The sequence below is a fragment of the Pseudomonas sp. NFACC51 genome, assembly GCF_900103575.1.
GTDB lineage: Bacteria > Pseudomonadota > Gammaproteobacteria > Pseudomonadales > Pseudomonadaceae > Aquipseudomonas > Aquipseudomonas fluorescens_Q.
Window position 1 is genome coordinate 103,895 of the sequence record NZ_FMXH01000005.1, and the last position, 14,976, is coordinate 118,870.

The 14,976-nt window shown below is 62.2% G+C and carries 15 protein-coding genes; 6 read left to right on the forward strand and 9 right to left on the reverse strand.

What is annotated here, in order from left to right; all coding sequences use genetic code 11:
• Positions 1-81 precede the first annotated feature (81 nt).
• Complete coding sequence (locus BLT00_RS12125) at positions 82-681, forward strand: short chain dehydrogenase (RefSeq protein WP_092144197.1); 600 nt, start codon at positions 82-84, stop codon at positions 679-681.
• Between the two features lie 32 nt (positions 682-713).
• Here the strand turns inward: BLT00_RS12125 and BLT00_RS12130 are convergent, their stop codons facing one another.
• Positions 714-1,082, reverse strand: a complete 369-nt coding sequence (locus BLT00_RS12130; protein ID WP_092144195.1) for a hypothetical protein — start codon at positions 1,080-1,082, stop codon at positions 714-716.
• Positions 1,083-1,257: 175 nt separating this feature from the next.
• Here BLT00_RS12130 and BLT00_RS12135 point away from each other — a divergent pair, with 175 nt between their 5' ends.
• On the forward strand, positions 1,258-1,932 hold the full coding sequence (locus BLT00_RS12135) for a COG3650 family protein (protein WP_092144308.1): 675 nt from the start codon (positions 1,258-1,260) through the stop codon (positions 1,930-1,932).
• Positions 1,933-2,176: 244 nt separating this feature from the next.
• A complete protein-coding gene (locus BLT00_RS12140) occupies positions 2,177-3,790 on the forward strand; it encodes an NAD(P)/FAD-dependent oxidoreductase (protein WP_092144193.1) in 1,614 nt (537 codons plus the stop codon).
• Positions 3,791-3,938: 148 nt separating this feature from the next.
• On the opposite strand, the gene BLT00_RS12145 is transcribed toward BLT00_RS12140, so the two are convergent.
• Positions 3,939-5,033, reverse strand: coding sequence for a PLP-dependent cysteine synthase family protein (locus BLT00_RS12145; protein ID WP_092144191.1), 1,095 nt, complete (start codon positions 5,031-5,033; stop codon positions 3,939-3,941).
• Positions 5,034-5,299: 266 nt separating this feature from the next.
• On the opposite strand from BLT00_RS12145, the gene nhaA reads away from it, so the two are divergent.
• Entirely contained in the window at positions 5,300-6,487 is a 1,188-nt protein-coding gene (nhaA, locus tag BLT00_RS12150; protein WP_063322673.1) for a Na+/H+ antiporter NhaA, read from the forward strand.
• Between the two features lie 420 nt (positions 6,488-6,907).
• Here the strand turns inward: nhaA and BLT00_RS12160 are convergent, their stop codons facing one another.
• A complete protein-coding gene (locus tag BLT00_RS12160; RefSeq protein ID WP_047228399.1) occupies positions 6,908-7,372 on the reverse strand; it encodes an outer membrane lipoprotein in 465 nt (154 codons plus the stop codon).
• Positions 7,373-7,542: 170 nt separating this feature from the next.
• Here BLT00_RS12160 and BLT00_RS12165 point away from each other — a divergent pair, with 170 nt between their 5' ends.
• Positions 7,543-7,827 carry a hypothetical protein gene (locus BLT00_RS12165; protein ID WP_092144187.1) on the forward strand — a complete coding sequence of 95 codons (285 nt, stop codon included), beginning with the start codon at positions 7,543-7,545 and terminating at the stop codon, positions 7,825-7,827.
• Here BLT00_RS12165 and pdxH read toward each other — a convergent pair.
• The 4 genes from pdxH to dinG form a co-directional block, all read right to left on the reverse strand.
• Positions 7,775-8,422, reverse strand: a complete 648-nt coding sequence (gene pdxH, locus BLT00_RS12170; protein WP_072343206.1) for a pyridoxamine 5'-phosphate oxidase — start codon at positions 8,420-8,422, stop codon at positions 7,775-7,777. The genes BLT00_RS12165 and pdxH overlap by 53 nt on opposite strands.
• Before the next feature lie 24 nt (positions 8,423-8,446).
• Entirely contained in the window at positions 8,447-9,559 is a 1,113-nt protein-coding gene (locus BLT00_RS12175; RefSeq protein ID WP_092144185.1) for an OmpA family protein, read from the reverse strand.
• A 116-nt stretch (positions 9,560-9,675) separates the two neighbouring features.
• Positions 9,676-10,821: a serine hydrolase domain-containing protein gene (locus BLT00_RS12180; RefSeq protein WP_072343212.1), complete on the reverse strand. Its 1,146-nt coding sequence runs from the start codon at positions 10,819-10,821 to the stop codon at positions 9,676-9,678.
• 271 nt (positions 10,822-11,092) lie between these two features.
• A complete protein-coding gene (gene dinG, locus BLT00_RS12185; protein WP_063322679.1) occupies positions 11,093-13,237 on the reverse strand; it encodes an ATP-dependent DNA helicase DinG in 2,145 nt (714 codons plus the stop codon).
• Between the two features lie 99 nt (positions 13,238-13,336).
• On the opposite strand from dinG, the gene BLT00_RS12190 reads away from it, so the two are divergent.
• Positions 13,337-13,801 carry a CopD family protein gene (locus BLT00_RS12190; RefSeq protein WP_092144183.1) on the forward strand — a complete coding sequence of 155 codons (465 nt, stop codon included), beginning with the start codon at positions 13,337-13,339 and terminating at the stop codon, positions 13,799-13,801.
• 123 nt (positions 13,802-13,924) lie between these two features.
• Here the strand turns inward: BLT00_RS12190 and BLT00_RS12195 are convergent, their stop codons facing one another.
• Both BLT00_RS12195 and BLT00_RS12200 read right to left on the reverse strand, forming a co-directional pair.
• Positions 13,925-14,683, reverse strand: coding sequence for a collagen-like triple helix repeat-containing protein (locus BLT00_RS12195; RefSeq protein WP_092144181.1), 759 nt, complete (start codon positions 14,681-14,683; stop codon positions 13,925-13,927).
• On the reverse strand, positions 14,676-14,948 hold the full coding sequence (locus BLT00_RS12200; RefSeq protein WP_063322681.1) for a DUF1145 domain-containing protein: 273 nt from the start codon (positions 14,946-14,948) through the stop codon (positions 14,676-14,678). The genes BLT00_RS12195 and BLT00_RS12200 overlap by 8 nt, the downstream gene beginning before the upstream one ends.
• Positions 14,949-14,976: the final 28 nt, after the last annotated feature.

A 14,976-nucleotide genomic window follows, 5' to 3' on the forward strand; every position in this document is an offset into this window, starting at 1 on the left:
AAAGGTTGCCTATTAGCATGATTATCCATGGAAAGAACCCCTCTAGACTGAAAACTCATTCAACCCATTGAGGAACAGCTCATGAAAATCCTGTTGATCGGCGCCAACGGCACCATCGGCTCGGCCATCGATAACGAACTGTCGCCGCGCCACGAAATCATTCGGATCGGCCGCCACAGCGGTGAACTGCAGGTGGACATCAGCGACAGCACCTCGATTCGCGCCCTGTTCGAGAAGACTGGCCGTTTTGATGCCCTGGTCTGCGCCGCCGGCAACGTCACCTTTGCGCCCCTGGCTGACATGACCGAAGACAGTTTTGCCCTGGGCTTGAAAGACAAGCTGATGGGCCAGGTCAACCTGCTGCTGATCGGTCGTGAATTCGCCAACGACGGTGCCTCCTTCACTTTCACCACCGGCGTACTCAGCCACGACCCGATCAAGAGCGGTGCTTCGGCGGCCCTGGTCAACGGCGCCCTGGACAGTTTCGTGCGCGCCGCGGCAATCGAGTTGCCACGGGGCTTGCGGGTCAACTCGGTGAGCCCGAACGTATTGCTGGAAGCCATGGACAAGTACGCACCTTACTTCCGGGGCTACAAGCCGGTGCCGGCCGTCGATGTTGCATTGGCCTACGCCAAGAGCGTCGAAGGCCTGCAGACCGGCCAGACCTATCACGTGGGTTGAGAAACGGACGCCCGCAGGCGCGCCTGATTTCATCAGGGCGCCGACGGCTCGAGCAATGTGGGTATCAATGAAGAGGCGACCTCACGCGGCACGCCTATCACGACCTCGGGACTTTCAATCACCCCTTTGATTGTCGCGGTACTGACCAACACACCATTGATGTACAAGCGCAGGGGCTTGTTCATTTCCTCTCGAGTAACCCTTGCCATGCGGCGCTGGGCGTCGGGGGCAAGCGCCACCTTCAACGTCACGTTTCTCAGGTCGATGCCATCCGCACGCTTGAGATTCAAATCGATTTCCGTGAAATCCGAAGCGGACGAAAAATGGATATCAGCCGCCATGCATTGCAACGCCGCGGTCATCCCCAAGGTTATGAACATGAATCGCTGTGTCTTTTTCATATGCCACCCCTAGGCCAGGAACCCGCGAAGCCTACTGCATCCGCCCCCTGCCCAGGCCATCGGTATGATTCGCAATGTAACCGCGAAGACCTTGCTGGCCCGCCAGGTTTGCCTGATGGCTTGTACTGTAGAATCAGTCTGAGTAACGTGGCGGCACTTGTCTGGAGACCCAATGATGCGTGCCGCCCGTTCCCTGTTGCTTGTCGCCCTCCTCTCCATCTTCACCGGCTGCCAATTGCTCGAAGCCCCACGGCAGAGCGCGTCCCATGCGGGCCAGACTCGCATGCAGGGTGAGCTCACCGCAGCTGATGGCAAACTGGTGTTCCAGCCATGCCAGGAACAGCGCCGCTACATCGTCAACGACAGCGGCGGCACCAGCGTGCTGCAGCAGGCCGCCAGCCTGGCCGATGACCAGGGCAAACTGTTTGCCGATGTGCGCGGTCGCATCGTCTCCAGCGCAGCGGCCGGCACCGACAGTCAGTTGGACGTTGAACAGCTGTATCGCCTGGAACGCTCGGGAACGGCTTGCGAAGACATTGACTTCAAACGAGTGATCCTGCGCGCCGCAGGACACAGCCCGGAATGGACCCTCAAGGCCAGTGGCAAGGGCCTGGTGCTGGACCGCGAAGGCCAGCCGCCGCTGGCGGTGCCTTACGTCGAGGAGCAATTGGGCGATGGCCGCTTCAACCTGGGCACCGAGGCCAACGGCCAGAAAGTCGAACTCTGGGTCACACCTGCGCGTTGTGTCGACAGTGTCAGCAACAGCGTGCAACACATGAGCGCCGAGTTGCGGGTCAACGGCCAGGTCCAACGCGGCTGCGCCTACTTCGGCGGCGCGCGCGACGACTGACTGCGTGGCGTCACCGCAGCTTCACGTCGTCCAGAAGCGGAACGCGGAGCGTCCCTGGCGACATTCCCATGCGGAGCGTGGGAATGATCGATCCGCGGCAGCATACCGTCCCCGCTCCCTCGCCACGAAAGCGTCATAGCCGCTTTAAGTGAACAGCGTTATAGGGGAACCGGCGATTGCGGCTTATAATCGCCCGCTTCAAACGCCTTGGCGCAGTTGTGCGCCCCGCGAACCGGACCCCGCCATGTTACGAATCACCGAACTCAAGCTGCCGATCGACCACCCCGAAGAAGACCTGCGCCCTGCCATCGTGCAGCGCCTGGGCATCGCCAGCGATGACCTGCTCGACTTAACCCTGTTCAAACGCAGCTATGACGCACGTAAGAAATCTTCCGAACTGTGCTTCATCTACACCATCGACCTGACGGTGCGCGATGAAGCCAGCCTGCTGCGCAAGTTCGCCGATGACCGTAACGTCAACGAAGCGCCGGATATCAGTTACAAAGTGGTAGGCCAGGCACCGGCCGACCTGAGCGAGCGACCGATCGTGGTCGGCTTCGGCCCGTGCGGGATCTTCGCCGCCCTGTTGCTGGCGCAGATGGGCTTCAAGCCGATCATCCTCGAGCGCGGCCCGGAAGTGCGCCAGCGCACCAAGGACACCTGGGGCCTGTGGCGCAAAAGCGTGCTCAACCCCGAATCCAACGTGCAGTTCGGTGAAGGCGGCGCCGGGACGTTTTCCGACGGCAAGCTCTACAGTCAGATCAAGGACCCGAAATTCCTTGGCCGCAAGGTTCTGCACGAATTCGTCAAGGCCGGGGCTCCGGAAGAAATCCTCTATGTCAGCAAGCCGCACATCGGCACGTTCCGCCTGACAGGCGTGGTGGAAACCATGCGCGAGCAGATTCGTGCCCTGGGCGGCGAAGTACGTTTCCAGCAGCGGGTCACGGATGTGCTGATCGAGGACGGCCAACTGGTCGGCGTCGAACTGGCCAGCGGCGAACAGATTCATTCCAAACATGTGATCCTTGCCCTGGGCCACAGCGCCCGGGACACCTTCCGCATGCTCCACAGCCGCGGCGTGTACATGGAAGCCAAGCCGTTCTCGGTGGGTTTCCGTATCGAACACCCGCAGTCGCTGATCGACAGCGCGCGCCTGGGCAAGTACGCCGGTCACCCGAAACTTGGCGCCGCCGACTACAAACTGGTGCACCACGCCAAGAATGGTCGTTCGGTGTACAGCTTCTGCATGTGCCCGGGCGGCACCGTGGTAGCCGCGACGTCCGAGCCGAACCGCGTCGTGACCAACGGCATGAGCCAGTATTCACGCAACGAGCGCAACGCCAACTCCGGTATCGTCGTCGGCATCACGCCGGAAGTCGATTATCCCGGTGGCCCGCTGGCCGGCATCGAGTTGCAGGAACGTCTGGAATCCCACGCGTTTGTGCTCGGTGGCAGCAACTACGAGGCCCCGGCGCAACTGGTGGGTGATTTCATCGCCGGCAAGCCGTCCACGGCACTGGGCAGCGTCGAACCTTCCTACAAGCCTGGGGTATCCCTGGGCGACTTGGCCCTGGCCCTGCCGGACTTTGCCATCGAAGCCATCCGCGAGGCCCTGCCAGCGTTCGAGAAACAGATTCGCGGTTACTCGCTGCACGACGCCGTGCTGACCGGCATCGAAACCCGCACCTCATCGCCCCTGCGCATTACCCGCAACGAATCGCTGCAGAGCCTGAACGTCAAGGGCCTGTTCCCGGCCGGTGAAGGCGCCGGTTATGCCGGGGGGATCCTGTCGGCGGGGGTGGACGGGATCCGGATTGCCGAGGCCGTGGCGCGGGATATCCTTGGCCTCGAGGCCTGAGGGGCTAATGACTCAGCCTAAGTAGACAGCATGACCCTGTGGGAGCGGGCTTGCTCGCGAATGCGGTACATCACTCACCGATAAGTTGACTGACTCACCGCCTTCGCGAGCAAGCCCGTTCCCACAAAAGACCTCAGTGCCTTCAAGGTCAGATATTGGCCCGCAACACACTCTCCGGCAGCGCCTCGCCCCGTTCCACACATGCCGCCACGATGTCCATCAACCCGCTCAACTCATAGCCTTGGGCCTTGAGCCATGCCGGATCGTAATAGGTCGTGGCGTAGCGCTCGCCGCCGTCACACAAGATCGCCACGATCGACCCCGACTCCCCCGCATCGGCCATCTGCCAGGCCGCCATGAGCGCGCCGACCAGGTTGGTGCCGCTGGACCCACCGACGCGTCGTCCCAGACGCTCGGCCAGGTAATGCATGGCCGCCAGCGACAAGGCGTCCGGCACCTTGACCATCGCATCGATGACTTTCGGCAAGAACGACGCCTCGACCCGTGGCCGGCCGATACCCTCGATTCGCGAGCCGCAATCCAGGCGCAGGCTGGCATCGCCGCTGCGGTAGTAATCGAAGAACACCGACCGCTCGGCGTCGGCACACAGCACGCGGGTACCATGCTGGCGATAGCGAACATAACGTCCCAAGGTGGCTGTGGTACCGCCGGTGCCGGGGCTGGAAATCAGCCAGCTCGGCTCCGGATGTCGCTCGAAGCGCATCTGCTGGAAGATCGACTCGGCAATGTTGTTATTGGCCCGCCAGTCCGTGGCGCGCTCGGCGTAGGTGAACTGGTCGATGAAGTGCCCATCATGCTCACGGGCCAGACGCTCGGATTCGGCGTAGATCTGCGTAGGGTCGTCCACCAGGTGGCTCTGGCCACCATAGAAAGCGATCTGTGCGATTTTTTCCCGGGAGGTGGTCGCCGGCATCACCGCGATAAAGGGCAGGCCGAGCAGCCTTGCAAAGTACGCTTCCGAAATGGCTGTCGAGCCGCTGGAAGCCTCGATCACCGGCGCGCCGGGCTTGAGCCAGCCGTTACACAATGCGTAGAGGAACAGCGAACGAGCCAGCCGATGCTTGAGGCTGCCGGTGGGATGGCTGGACTCATCCTTGAAATACAGCTCGATTCCCGGCAGGCCTGGCAGCGGCAGGGGAATCAGATGTGTATCGGCACTGCGCTGGAAGTCAGCCTCAATGATGCGAATCGCTTCGCGCGCCCACTGGCGGTGGTCGTTCATGGTGTCCTCTCACTGGCTCGGTTCGACGCGGGGAAACCTGACGGTCATGCAGGCGCGACGTGGTCTCGGAAAAACCAGGCGCAAGCTTAGGAAAAAACCGACATCACGCACAGGTACAGCTAAGGTCCAATATGCGCCGCAACTGCCCGACTGTGCGGCGCACGCGTCGTAACGACATATAACAAAAAAGAATATAACTTTTGTTTTAACAACTAACAGTACGGGTTAGGGTGTGCCATCTTTTTGATTCGATAGGGAGAGCGATCATGCCTCTACGTAATTCCTTGACGCGTTTCTTCCAACTGGAAGCGGCCAGCGGCCTGCTGTTGATCGCCGCCGCCGTGTTGGCCCTGGCCATCAATAATTCGCCGCTCTCCTGGTTGTACAACGGCCTGCTGGACACGCCGGTAGTGGCCCAGGTCGGGGCGCTAAAGATCGCCAAGCCGCTGTTGCTGTGGATCAACGACGGCCTGATGGCGATGTTCTTTCTGCTCATCGGCCTCGAAGTCAAACGTGAGGTACTCGATGGGCAACTGTCCAAACCCTCGCAAATCGTCCTGCCGGGTGCGGCGGCGATTGGCGGCATGGTCGTGCCGGCGCTGATCTACTGGTTCCTCAACCGCGACAACCCGGCCGCCCTCGCCGGCTGGGCGATTCCGACGGCCACCGACATCGCGTTCGCCCTCGGCGTGCTGGCCTTGCTGGGCAAGCGGGTGCCGGTGTCGCTCAAGCTGTTCCTGATGACCCTGGCGATCATCGACGACCTGGGCGCCATTATCATCATCGCGATCTTTTACTCCGGCGCCCTGTCCAGCCTGTCGCTCATACTGGCGGCAACCTGCATCGCCGCCCTGGTGGCGATGAACCGGATGGGCGTGGTCAAGCTCGGACCCTACATGGTTGTCGGCCTGATTCTGTGGGTCTGCGTGCTCAAGAGCGGTGTCCATGCCACCCTGGCCGGGGTGACCCTGGCGTTCTGCATCCCGCTGCGCACGAAAAACGCCGAGACTTCGCCGCTGCTAACCCTGGAACATGCCCTGCATCCCTGGGTGGCCTATGGCATCCTGCCGCTGTTCGCCTTCGCCAACGCCGGCTTGTCCCTGAGCGGCGTCACCGTCGAAAGCTTCACCCATCATGTGCCAATGGGTATCGCCATTGGCCTGTTGCTGGGCAAGACCGTCGGCGTCTTCGGCCTGACCTGGCTGGCGGTGAAAATCGGCATCGCCAGCCTGCCCCTTGGCGCTAACTGGGGCCAGGTATTGGGGGTGGCGATCCTGTGCGGTATCGGGTTCACCATGAGCCTGTTCGTTGGCTCCCTCGCGTTTGAGCCGGGTGTCAGCGACTATGCGGGCATGGACCGGATGGGGATTCTCACTGGTTCGATACTGGCGGCGTTGTTGGGTTATGCGGTGACGGCGGCGGCCAGTCGCAAGCAGCCCGCATTGCCTGGTTGATCCTTACTTCTGCGTTAGCGTCTTGAGAGCCATGGGAGGTTAAGGAATGGTGTGTATATCCGTTTCTGCGGTAACGGCCACTTATGGTTTCGCTTTTACAGCGACTCACTTTCGAAAAGCGCGAAAGTAAGCAAACGCTTCTGCCCCACCACTTGGCACCTCGCGTAGGCTCGGTGTGCCCTCACTCCGGCATTGCTCCGTGGGCCCGCCGCGAAGGGCCATGGATGGCCCTTCGCGGCGGCCCACGGAGCAATGCCTGCGTTCGGGCATGCCGAGCCTAGGCGAGGCACCGAGTGGTGGGGCAAGAGCGTTTTGCTTACTTTTGCGCTTTTCAAAAGTGAGCCGCTGTAAGAGCGGAACCATAAGTAGCCGTTACACCAGCAACGGATATACACACAACTCTAGAATCCCTCCCGTAAATTAGTGCGATACGCGACTCGTACCATCCACAGTAGAAATACGAACCCGCTCACCCACACGGAACACCTCATTCTCCTGAACCTGCTGCACATAGGCACGCATGCTGCCATCGTCCTCACGAACAGTGATTTCCACGCCTTGGGTACGAGTCAGGCCTTCTTCAGTAGCGGAGCCAATCAGGCCACCGGCCACCGCGCCGATCACAGCGGCGACAATGCTGCCACGGCCACCACCGATGGCACTGCCGCCTACACCACCGACCACAGCACCGGCCGCACCGCCGATAGGGGTCTTGGTGCCTTCGATCTTGACCGGACGCAAGGCTTCGATCGTGCCCATGCGAATCGTCTGCACGCGACGCGCTTCGTCACGGGAGTAGGAGTCACCGGTCAGGCTCGACTGACAGCCAGTGAGCAACATCGCCATCGTGGAAAAGGAAGCAACCAGCAAAACAGACTTACGCATAGCATCAAACTCCAAAAGACAGGGATTCATTAAACTCCGCAGCTTGACGCCTGTCACGGCCTCGCCGGGATAAAATTGTTTTCATTCAGGTGGGATACAGGCGCACCCGAAAAATTCACCAAACAGTAGCGCCAATTTCCGAAACCTGCGTCATCAACCCGGGGATTTTCATGGATTATTTCATCATCGTCGCGGTCACCGTGGCCGGTTTGTACTTCCACTGGTGGCTGTACGTACGAATCAAACGCTGGATGGACCGCGACTTGGCGCTGTCCCTGGCGGGGCAGGATGAGCAGAAAAAGACCTACATGCTGCAACAATTGGCCCGCGCCCGGGAGCAAGGGGTCAAACGCCGGGACTTGCCGCAATGGCTTGAAACCGCTGCGGCATATTACCCCGACGCTAAGGCGCCAGACGCTCGCGCGTCCAGTTCGCCCCTTGCAGGCGATAGTTGAGGCGATCGTGCAGGCGGCTCGGACGCCCCTGCCAGAACTCGATGCGCTCGGGCAGCAAACGATAACCGCCCCAATGCTCCGGGCAATGCGGTTGGCTGTCGCTGAAACGTTGTTCGGTGGCCTTGAGCAGGTCGTCCAGCTCACCACGCCCTGCAATTACCCGGCTCTGGGGTGAAGCCCAGGCGCCGAGACGGCTGCCCAGCGGGCGAACCTGGTAATAGGCGTCCGACTCCTGCGCGGTGACCTTTACCACTTTGCCCTCGATGCGCACCTGGCGCTCCAGGGCCGGCCAGAAAAACGTCATGGCCGCAAATGGATTCGCGGCCAGTTGCTGCCCCTTGGCGCTGTCGTAGTTGGTGAAGAACGTGAACCCCAGGGCATCCAGGCCCTTGAGCAGCAGGATCCGGCAGTGCGGGCGCCCTTCTGCATCCACCGTCGCCAGGGTCATGGCGTTGGCCTCCACCGGCGCCTGCTCGGTTTTCACCGCGTCGGCGAACCATTGGTGGAACAGTGCAAACGGCTCGGCCGGGGCTTGTGCCTCGGTCAAGCCATCGCGAGTGTAGTCGCGGCGCATATCAGCCAGCGGTTGGGTCATGGCGCGTTCCTTGTGGTTAGCCCATCACTGCTTGGGGGTATCGGCAGCCGCGACTTTCTTGGTATCGGTGGCGGCTTTGGCCGGTTGGGTTTTCTTCGCCGGGGTAGTGGCCTTGGCAGGGGCTTTCTTCGCAGGCGCCTTGGCCACGGCTTTTTTGGCCGGTGCTTTTTTGCTGGTCGGGGTCACGGCTTTTTTCGCCGCAGGCGCTGGGGCCGGGGCCACGGGCTTCACGTCCTGGGCCGCCACCAGCGTCACGGGTGCGGGAGCCGGCATGTTGTATTTGCTCAGCAGCGCAACCATGGTGTTGGCCGGCGTGACCAGCAGTTCCACGCGACGGTTCAAGGCACGCCCTTCCACACTGTCGTTGGCCGCACGTGGCGCCACTGCGCCCATGCCGCGCAGCATCAGGCGATCACGTTGCAGGCCGCTGAGACGGAAAATCGCCGCAACGGACTGGGCACGCTCCTGGCTGAGCTTCAGGTTCGCAGGTGCGGCGCCCGAGGTATCGGCGTGGCCGAGGATCAGCACGGCGGTCTTGGGGTCGGCTTCAAGGATCTTCGCCACGCGGGTGAACGGCCCGAGGGTCACGGGCAGCAGCATGGCCGGACGGTCCGGGTTGAAGGAGCCGTCCACGGGCGCGGTGACCACCAGCACGTTGTCGCGGCGCTCGAGTTGGAGCTTGCTGTCCTGGATGGCTGTGCGCAGCTTCGGCTCGTAGTCGTCGAGCCAGGCCTGGGTGACTTTAGGATCGGGCATCGGCACCGCCTTGGCGGTCTCCTGATCCTTGCCGCCAAACGGCCACCACCACTTGCCGTTGCTTTCGGCTTCGGCCTTGGCAAGGGCCGGTGCCTTGGCTTCAGGTTTGTCCTGGGGTTTGACGTCATCTTTCTTCGCAACGTCGGCAGCATCATCGGAAGCGAACGGCCACCACCAGTGGGTGGCGCTCTCGGCCTTGGCTTGCGGTGCGACGGCAGCCGGTTTCAGAGGCGCCGCTGGCGCCGTGTCCTTGGCCGCCACCTTGTCGGAAGAGCCGAACGGCCACCAGCCGCTGCTGCCCTCGGCATCATTTTGTGGGGTTTGTGCGCAACCAGTGATAGCGAAGCACAGCGCCAGAGCGAGGGTTTTATTCGATGACATTGGATATCCACAAAATGATGTAAATGGAAAATAAAGGCCATGTTTTGGCCGCATAAACAGTCGCTTGGAATCTGAAAAGGCCACGAGGTTCCGGTGCCCGCCGCCTTCAATGGCGTTTATAGACAAGTGGCAAGGACCCTCGCAAGGTTCTGCGCGCGCGGGTCCATCAATACGTAAGGCCCGAGCGTGTTGGTCACGAAGCCAAAAGCCACATCATGCTCCGGGTCGGCGAACCCCATGGAGCCACCGGCCCCCGGATGACCGAACGCCCGTGGGCCAAGGCCATAGGTCGCATTCGGTACATCCGGCTGGTCGAGCATGCAACCCAGGCCGAAACGGGTCTGGGTCAACAAAGTCTTGTCCTCGCCGAAGCTGTGCTGGCGAGTCAGTTCGTCGAGCATTTCACCTTCCAGCAGGCTGCCATCCAGCAGCCCCCCATAGAACCCGGCCAGGCTGCGGGCGTTACCGTGGCCGTTGGCCGCCGGTTGCTGCATGCGCCGCCACTCCGGTTTGTTGGTACTGGTCATGATCGACGGCGGATTGGTGAAGGCCCGGGTGGTCATGGCCGTGGGCTCGCGCATCGTCACCTGCAGCAGGCGTTGGGCCGCGGCATCGCCGACGTTGCCTTTGCCACGGGCGATGTGGGCCACGCGATGAAACTCCTCGTCGGCCAGGCCAACGTGAAAATCCAGGCCCAACGGCTTGGCCACACGGGCCACGATGGACTCCCCCGGGCCACGCCCATCGGCCCTGCGCAACAGCTCGCCAACCAGCCAGCCGTAGGTGATCGCGGCATAACCATGACCCTCGCCCGGCGTCCACCAAGGTGTTTCGGCGGCCAGGGCATCGATCATGGCTTGCCAGTCATAAAGCGCTTCGGGCGGCAGCAATTCACGTAGCGCCGGCAACCCGGCCTGATGGCAGAGCAACTGGCGCAGGGTAATGGATTGCTTGCCGGCGGCGGCAAACTCGGGCCAATAGCGGGCGACCGGGGCATCCAGCTGCAACTTGCCTTCGGCCACCAGTTGCAGGGCGGTGACGGCGGTGAACGTTTTGGTGCAGGAAAACAGGTTGGCGATGGTGTCGCTGTGCCAGGTCTCATGGCCATCCTTGTCGGCGGTACCGGCCCACAGATCGATCACCGTGCGACCACCCACCTGAATGCACAACGCCGCGCCGCGCTCCTGGGGATTATCGAACAGCGCCGCGAACGCTTCACGCACCGCCTCGAACTGAAGTTCATAATGGCCTTGAATCTGCACCCGCAACTCCTTTGAAACAAAGACTTTTTAGAGTGGCTGGCATTGTTTCAGCCATTGGGGATTTTGGGAACCGCCATGGGACGGCTGGTTAACCTGAAACCGGCCCCTGTGGCGAGGGAGCTTGCTCCCGCTGGGTTGCGCAGCAACCCCAAAACCCGCCGTTGCGGTGTGCCAGATTGATCGCGACCAGCCTTCTTGGGGCTGCTACGCAACCCAGCGGGAGCAAGCTCCCTCGCCACAACAGCGTCCATCACCAGAAGAACCCGCTTTGTCAGGAAATCTCCCGCCGAAACGGCGGCAGCGCGTTGAGGATCGCCTTGCCATAGCGCTGGGTGACCAGCCTGCGGTCGAGCAAGGTGATGGTGCCGCGGTCTTCTTCGGTGCGCAGCAACCGACCACACGCCTGGACCAGCTTCAGCGAAGCGTCCGGCACGGAGATTTCCATGAACGGGTTGCCGCCACGGGCTTCGATCCACTCGGCCAGTGCGGCTTCCACCGGGTCGTCGGGAACCGAGAACGGGATCTTGGCGATCACCACGTGCTCGCAATAGGCACCCGGCAAGTCCACGCCTTCGGCAAAACTCGCCAGGCCGAACAGCACGCTGGAATCCCCGCCATCGACCCGGGCCTTGTGCTTGTTCAGGGTTTCCTGCTTCGACAGGTTGCCCTGGATGAACACCTGTTTGCGCCAGTCACGGTCAAGGCCGTCGAACACGTCCTGCATCTGTTTGCGCGAGGAAAACAGCACCAGGGTGCCCCGTGAGCCTTCCACCAGTTCCGGCAGGTCGCGGATGATCGCCGCGGTGTGGGCGGCGGCATCCCGTGGGTCGGCCTTGAGGTCCGGCACCCGCAGCACGCCGGCATCGGCGTGGTGGAAGGGGCTCGGGACCACGGCGGTCACGGCTTTCTTCGGCAGGCCGGCGCGCATGCGGAAGCGGTCGAACGTGCCCAGGGCGGTCAGCGTGGCGGACGTCACCAGCGCGCCATAGGCCACGTTCCACAAGTTGCGCCGCAGCATTTCCGCCGCCAGGATCGGGCTGGCATTGACCTCGATGTCGAACAGCGAACCGCTTTCGGCCAGGGTCAGCCAGCGCGCCATTGGCGGGTTGTCTTCCGGGTCTTCAGCGGTGAAGGCCGTCCACAGTTCCCAGTTGCCTTGCGAGCGGGACAACAGGCTGCCAAACAGCGGGTACCACTCCTCGGCCTGGTTGCTGGCGATTCCGATGTTGACCTCGCCGTCCATGCCTTCCTTGAGCAGGTCGGTCAGGCGCGTGAACAGGTCGGTCAGGCGTGCGAAACCTTTCTTGAGCTCGATGCCCATTTCGCGCATGTGTTCAGGAATCACTCCGCCGACGAAGCGATGACGTGGCCGTTCGCGGCCCTCGACGTCTTCGCCGGGCTTGAAATCGGCCACCTGCTCGCAAGCGGTGAACATGAACTGCTGGTTCGTCTTGATTTCCCGCGCCAACTCCGGCACTTGCTCGATGAACTTGCCCAGGTCACCCGGCAATGGATGCTGGGCCAACAGTTTGGTGAGGTTCTTGGCGGTGGTTTCCAGCCAGTCGGCAGTGGAACGCAGCCGGGTGTAATGGGCGAAGTGACCGATGGCCTTGTCCGGCAGGTGATGGCCTTCGTCGAACACGTAGATCGTGTCGCGCGGGTCCGGCAGCACCGCACCACCGCCCAGGGCCAGGTCGGCCAGCACCATGTCGTGGTTGGTGACGATGACATCGACCTTGCCCATGCCTTCGCGGGCCTTGTAGAAGGCGCACTGGCCGAAGTTCGGGCAATGCCGGTTGGTGCACTGGCTATGGTCGGTCGTCAGGCGGGACCAGTCGGCGTCTTCCAGGGCGGTGGACCAACTGTCGCGGTCGCCGTCCCATTTGTTGCCGGCCAGCTTCTCGATCATGCTGGTGAACAGCTTCTGGCTGGCCTCATCGACTTCGATCTTGAAGCCTTCTTCTTCGAACAACTGGGCCGTGGCGGTCTGCGCGTGGCCTTCCTGGAGCAACATGTCGAGCTTGGACAGGCACATGTAGCGCCCACGGCCCTTGGCCAGCGCGAACGTGAAGTTCAGCCCGCTGTTGCGCATCAGGTCGGGCAGGTCCTTGTAGACGATCTGCTCCTGCAGGGCGACGGTGGCCGTGGCGATCACCAGGCGTTTGCCGGCGGCCTTGGCAGTGGGAATCGCCGCCAGGCTGTAGGCCACGGTCTTGCCGGTACCGGTGCCGGCCTCCACCGCCACGACGGCGGGCTCGCCACTGCGCCGGCCTTCGTCGTCGGTATCGATGTCACCCAGGACTTTTGCCACTTCGGCAATCATCAGGCGCTGGCCATATCGCGGCTTGAGGCTCTTGGCTTCGAGAAAACGCGAATAGGCGCCCTGGATCGTGGTTTTGAGTTCGGTGCTGATCATGAATGGTCGGGCGCAAAAAACGCTGGATAAATTTTCAGTGGTTCGGATCGGCGGCTATCATACCCCGCGAATGAATCCTGCGCAGAACGGAGTAACCCAATGACATCCTTTGCCCTCGTCTACACCCTGCATTTACTGGCGGCCCTGGTCTGGGTCGGCGGCATGTTTTTCGCCTGGATGATCCTGCGCCCGGCCGCAATGACGGCGCTTGAGGGCCCTGCCCGGCTAAAGTTGTGGGTAGAAGTGTTTCAGCGTTTTTTTGTCTGGGTCTGGGTGGCGGTGGTGCTTTTACCGATCAGCGGTGTAGGCCTGATCCATGTGCGCTTCGCCGGTTTCGAAACCGCGCCGCGTTACGTGCAGGTGATGATGGGGTTGTATGTGGTGATGACGGCGCTGTTTATCCGCATCCAGGGCTTGCAGCTGCCCGCATTGCGCAACGCCGTGACGGCGCAGGACTGGCCGACGGGTGCGGCGGTGCTGGGGAAGATCCGGCGGTTGGTGGGGATCAATTTGTTGATCGGGTTGCTGGTGGTGGCGATTGGCGCGGCGCGGCCAATGTTCTGAACATCACATAAAACCCTGTGGGAGCGACCTTGCTCGCGATGACGGTGTATCAGCACTACTTCATCGACTGACACAACGCCATCGCGAGCAAGCTCGCTCCCACAGGTTCAGATCAGATTTTCTTCAGAACCGCTGCACCGTCACCGTCCCCGCCGCTCCGGCAGGCCCTGGCAGGCCATCGGCGCCAGGACGACCGCTTTTGCCGCCGTCAGCCGTATAGACCAGACAGCCCTTGGCCTTGCCACCGGCCCCGGGCTTGCCGCCGCGCCCCGCCGCGCCACCGGCACCGCCGTCCACCGTCACTTTTATCTGCTCGGCAGGATAGGCGCGAGGCAGCTCAAGGCGTACCAGCGCACCGGCCGCACCCGGCTGGCCATCGCTGCCATTGCTGCCGTCGGCCCCGCGACCGGCCGAACCCCAGGTGCAACCCGGCGCCTGGCCATTGGCACCGTCAAGACCGACGAAACCCGGCGCACCGGTTCCACCGCGGGCATCCACCGACAACAGCGGCGCATTCAAGGCATTGAAACGCAGGTTGAGATCGCGCCCCGACCGCGCGGCCCTGGTGTAGGTACCCGGTGCGCCGCGTGAAGTGATCTGGCTGCCCTCGGCCAGCTCAGCCCGGGCCACTTTCATTTCCAATGCCTGCTGCGCCGGCACGATGGCGATCCGTGCTTCACGCCCCAGGTGCAATTGGTCGATAGTCAGTTCAGTGACATTGGAAGGCACCAACAGCGTGCCGTAGTCGGCCACGTCCAGTCGCTCGAGGACCAGAGTGCTGGTGGTGTTTGGCAGGCGCATCAACGAATGGCTTTCTACCTGGACCACCTGGGCCGAAGCCCACGGGCATACGAGTGCGGCGAGCAGACACAATTTACGCATGGGAAGCCTCTGGCGCGGTCGGGAGGGTTTGCAAATGGAAGATACCGAACAACAGCACTCTGAGGCGATCACGGCCAGGCGCGGGGCGGCCACGGAAACTGGCCCGGAATAACAGCAGTTCCAGCAAATGGAGCACCAGCAAAAACGCGCCGGCGACATTGACCAGCAGATGCAGCGGATGGACGAACGGCACGACCAGATTGACCAGCACCACCAGCCAGAACAGCAGGGTCAGCAAGCGCCCCAGCCCCCAAAACACCTTCATACGCCCCCCTGATCGGGAATTATTCTTT

Excerpts from the sequence above, each read along its gene's own strand:
- nhaA (WP_063322673.1), top strand. The coding sequence starts at position 5,300 with ATGCCTCTACGTAATTCCTTGACGCGTTTCTTCCAACTGGAAGCGGCC.
- BLT00_RS12190 (WP_092144183.1), top strand. The coding sequence starts at position 13,337 with ATGACATCCTTTGCCCTCGTCTACACCCTGCATTTACTGGCGGCCCTG.
- BLT00_RS12195 (WP_092144181.1), bottom strand. The coding sequence starts at position 14,683 with ATGCGTAAATTGTGTCTGCTCGCCGCACTCGTATGCCCGTGGGCTTCG.
- BLT00_RS12130 (WP_092144195.1), bottom strand. The coding sequence starts at position 1,082 with ATGAAAAAGACACAGCGATTCATGTTCATAACCTTGGGGATGACCGCG.
- BLT00_RS12145 (WP_092144191.1), bottom strand. The coding sequence starts at position 5,033 with ATGAACGACCACCGCCAGTGGGCGCGCGAAGCGATTCGCATCATTGAG.
- BLT00_RS12135 (WP_092144308.1), top strand. The coding sequence starts at position 1,258 with ATGCGTGCCGCCCGTTCCCTGTTGCTTGTCGCCCTCCTCTCCATCTTC.
- dinG (WP_063322679.1), bottom strand. The coding sequence starts at position 13,237 with ATGATCAGCACCGAACTCAAAACCACGATCCAGGGCGCCTATTCGCGT.
- BLT00_RS12125 (WP_092144197.1), top strand. The coding sequence starts at position 82 with ATGAAAATCCTGTTGATCGGCGCCAACGGCACCATCGGCTCGGCCATC.
- BLT00_RS12165 (WP_092144187.1), top strand. The coding sequence starts at position 7,543 with ATGGATTATTTCATCATCGTCGCGGTCACCGTGGCCGGTTTGTACTTC.
- BLT00_RS12175 (WP_092144185.1), bottom strand. The coding sequence starts at position 9,559 with ATGTCATCGAATAAAACCCTCGCTCTGGCGCTGTGCTTCGCTATCACT.
- BLT00_RS12160 (WP_047228399.1), bottom strand. The coding sequence starts at position 7,372 with ATGCGTAAGTCTGTTTTGCTGGTTGCTTCCTTTTCCACGATGGCGATG.
- BLT00_RS12140 (WP_092144193.1), top strand. The coding sequence starts at position 2,177 with ATGTTACGAATCACCGAACTCAAGCTGCCGATCGACCACCCCGAAGAA.
- BLT00_RS12200 (WP_063322681.1), bottom strand. The coding sequence starts at position 14,948 with ATGAAGGTGTTTTGGGGGCTGGGGCGCTTGCTGACCCTGCTGTTCTGG.
- pdxH (WP_072343206.1), bottom strand. The coding sequence starts at position 8,422 with ATGACCCAACCGCTGGCTGATATGCGCCGCGACTACACTCGCGATGGC.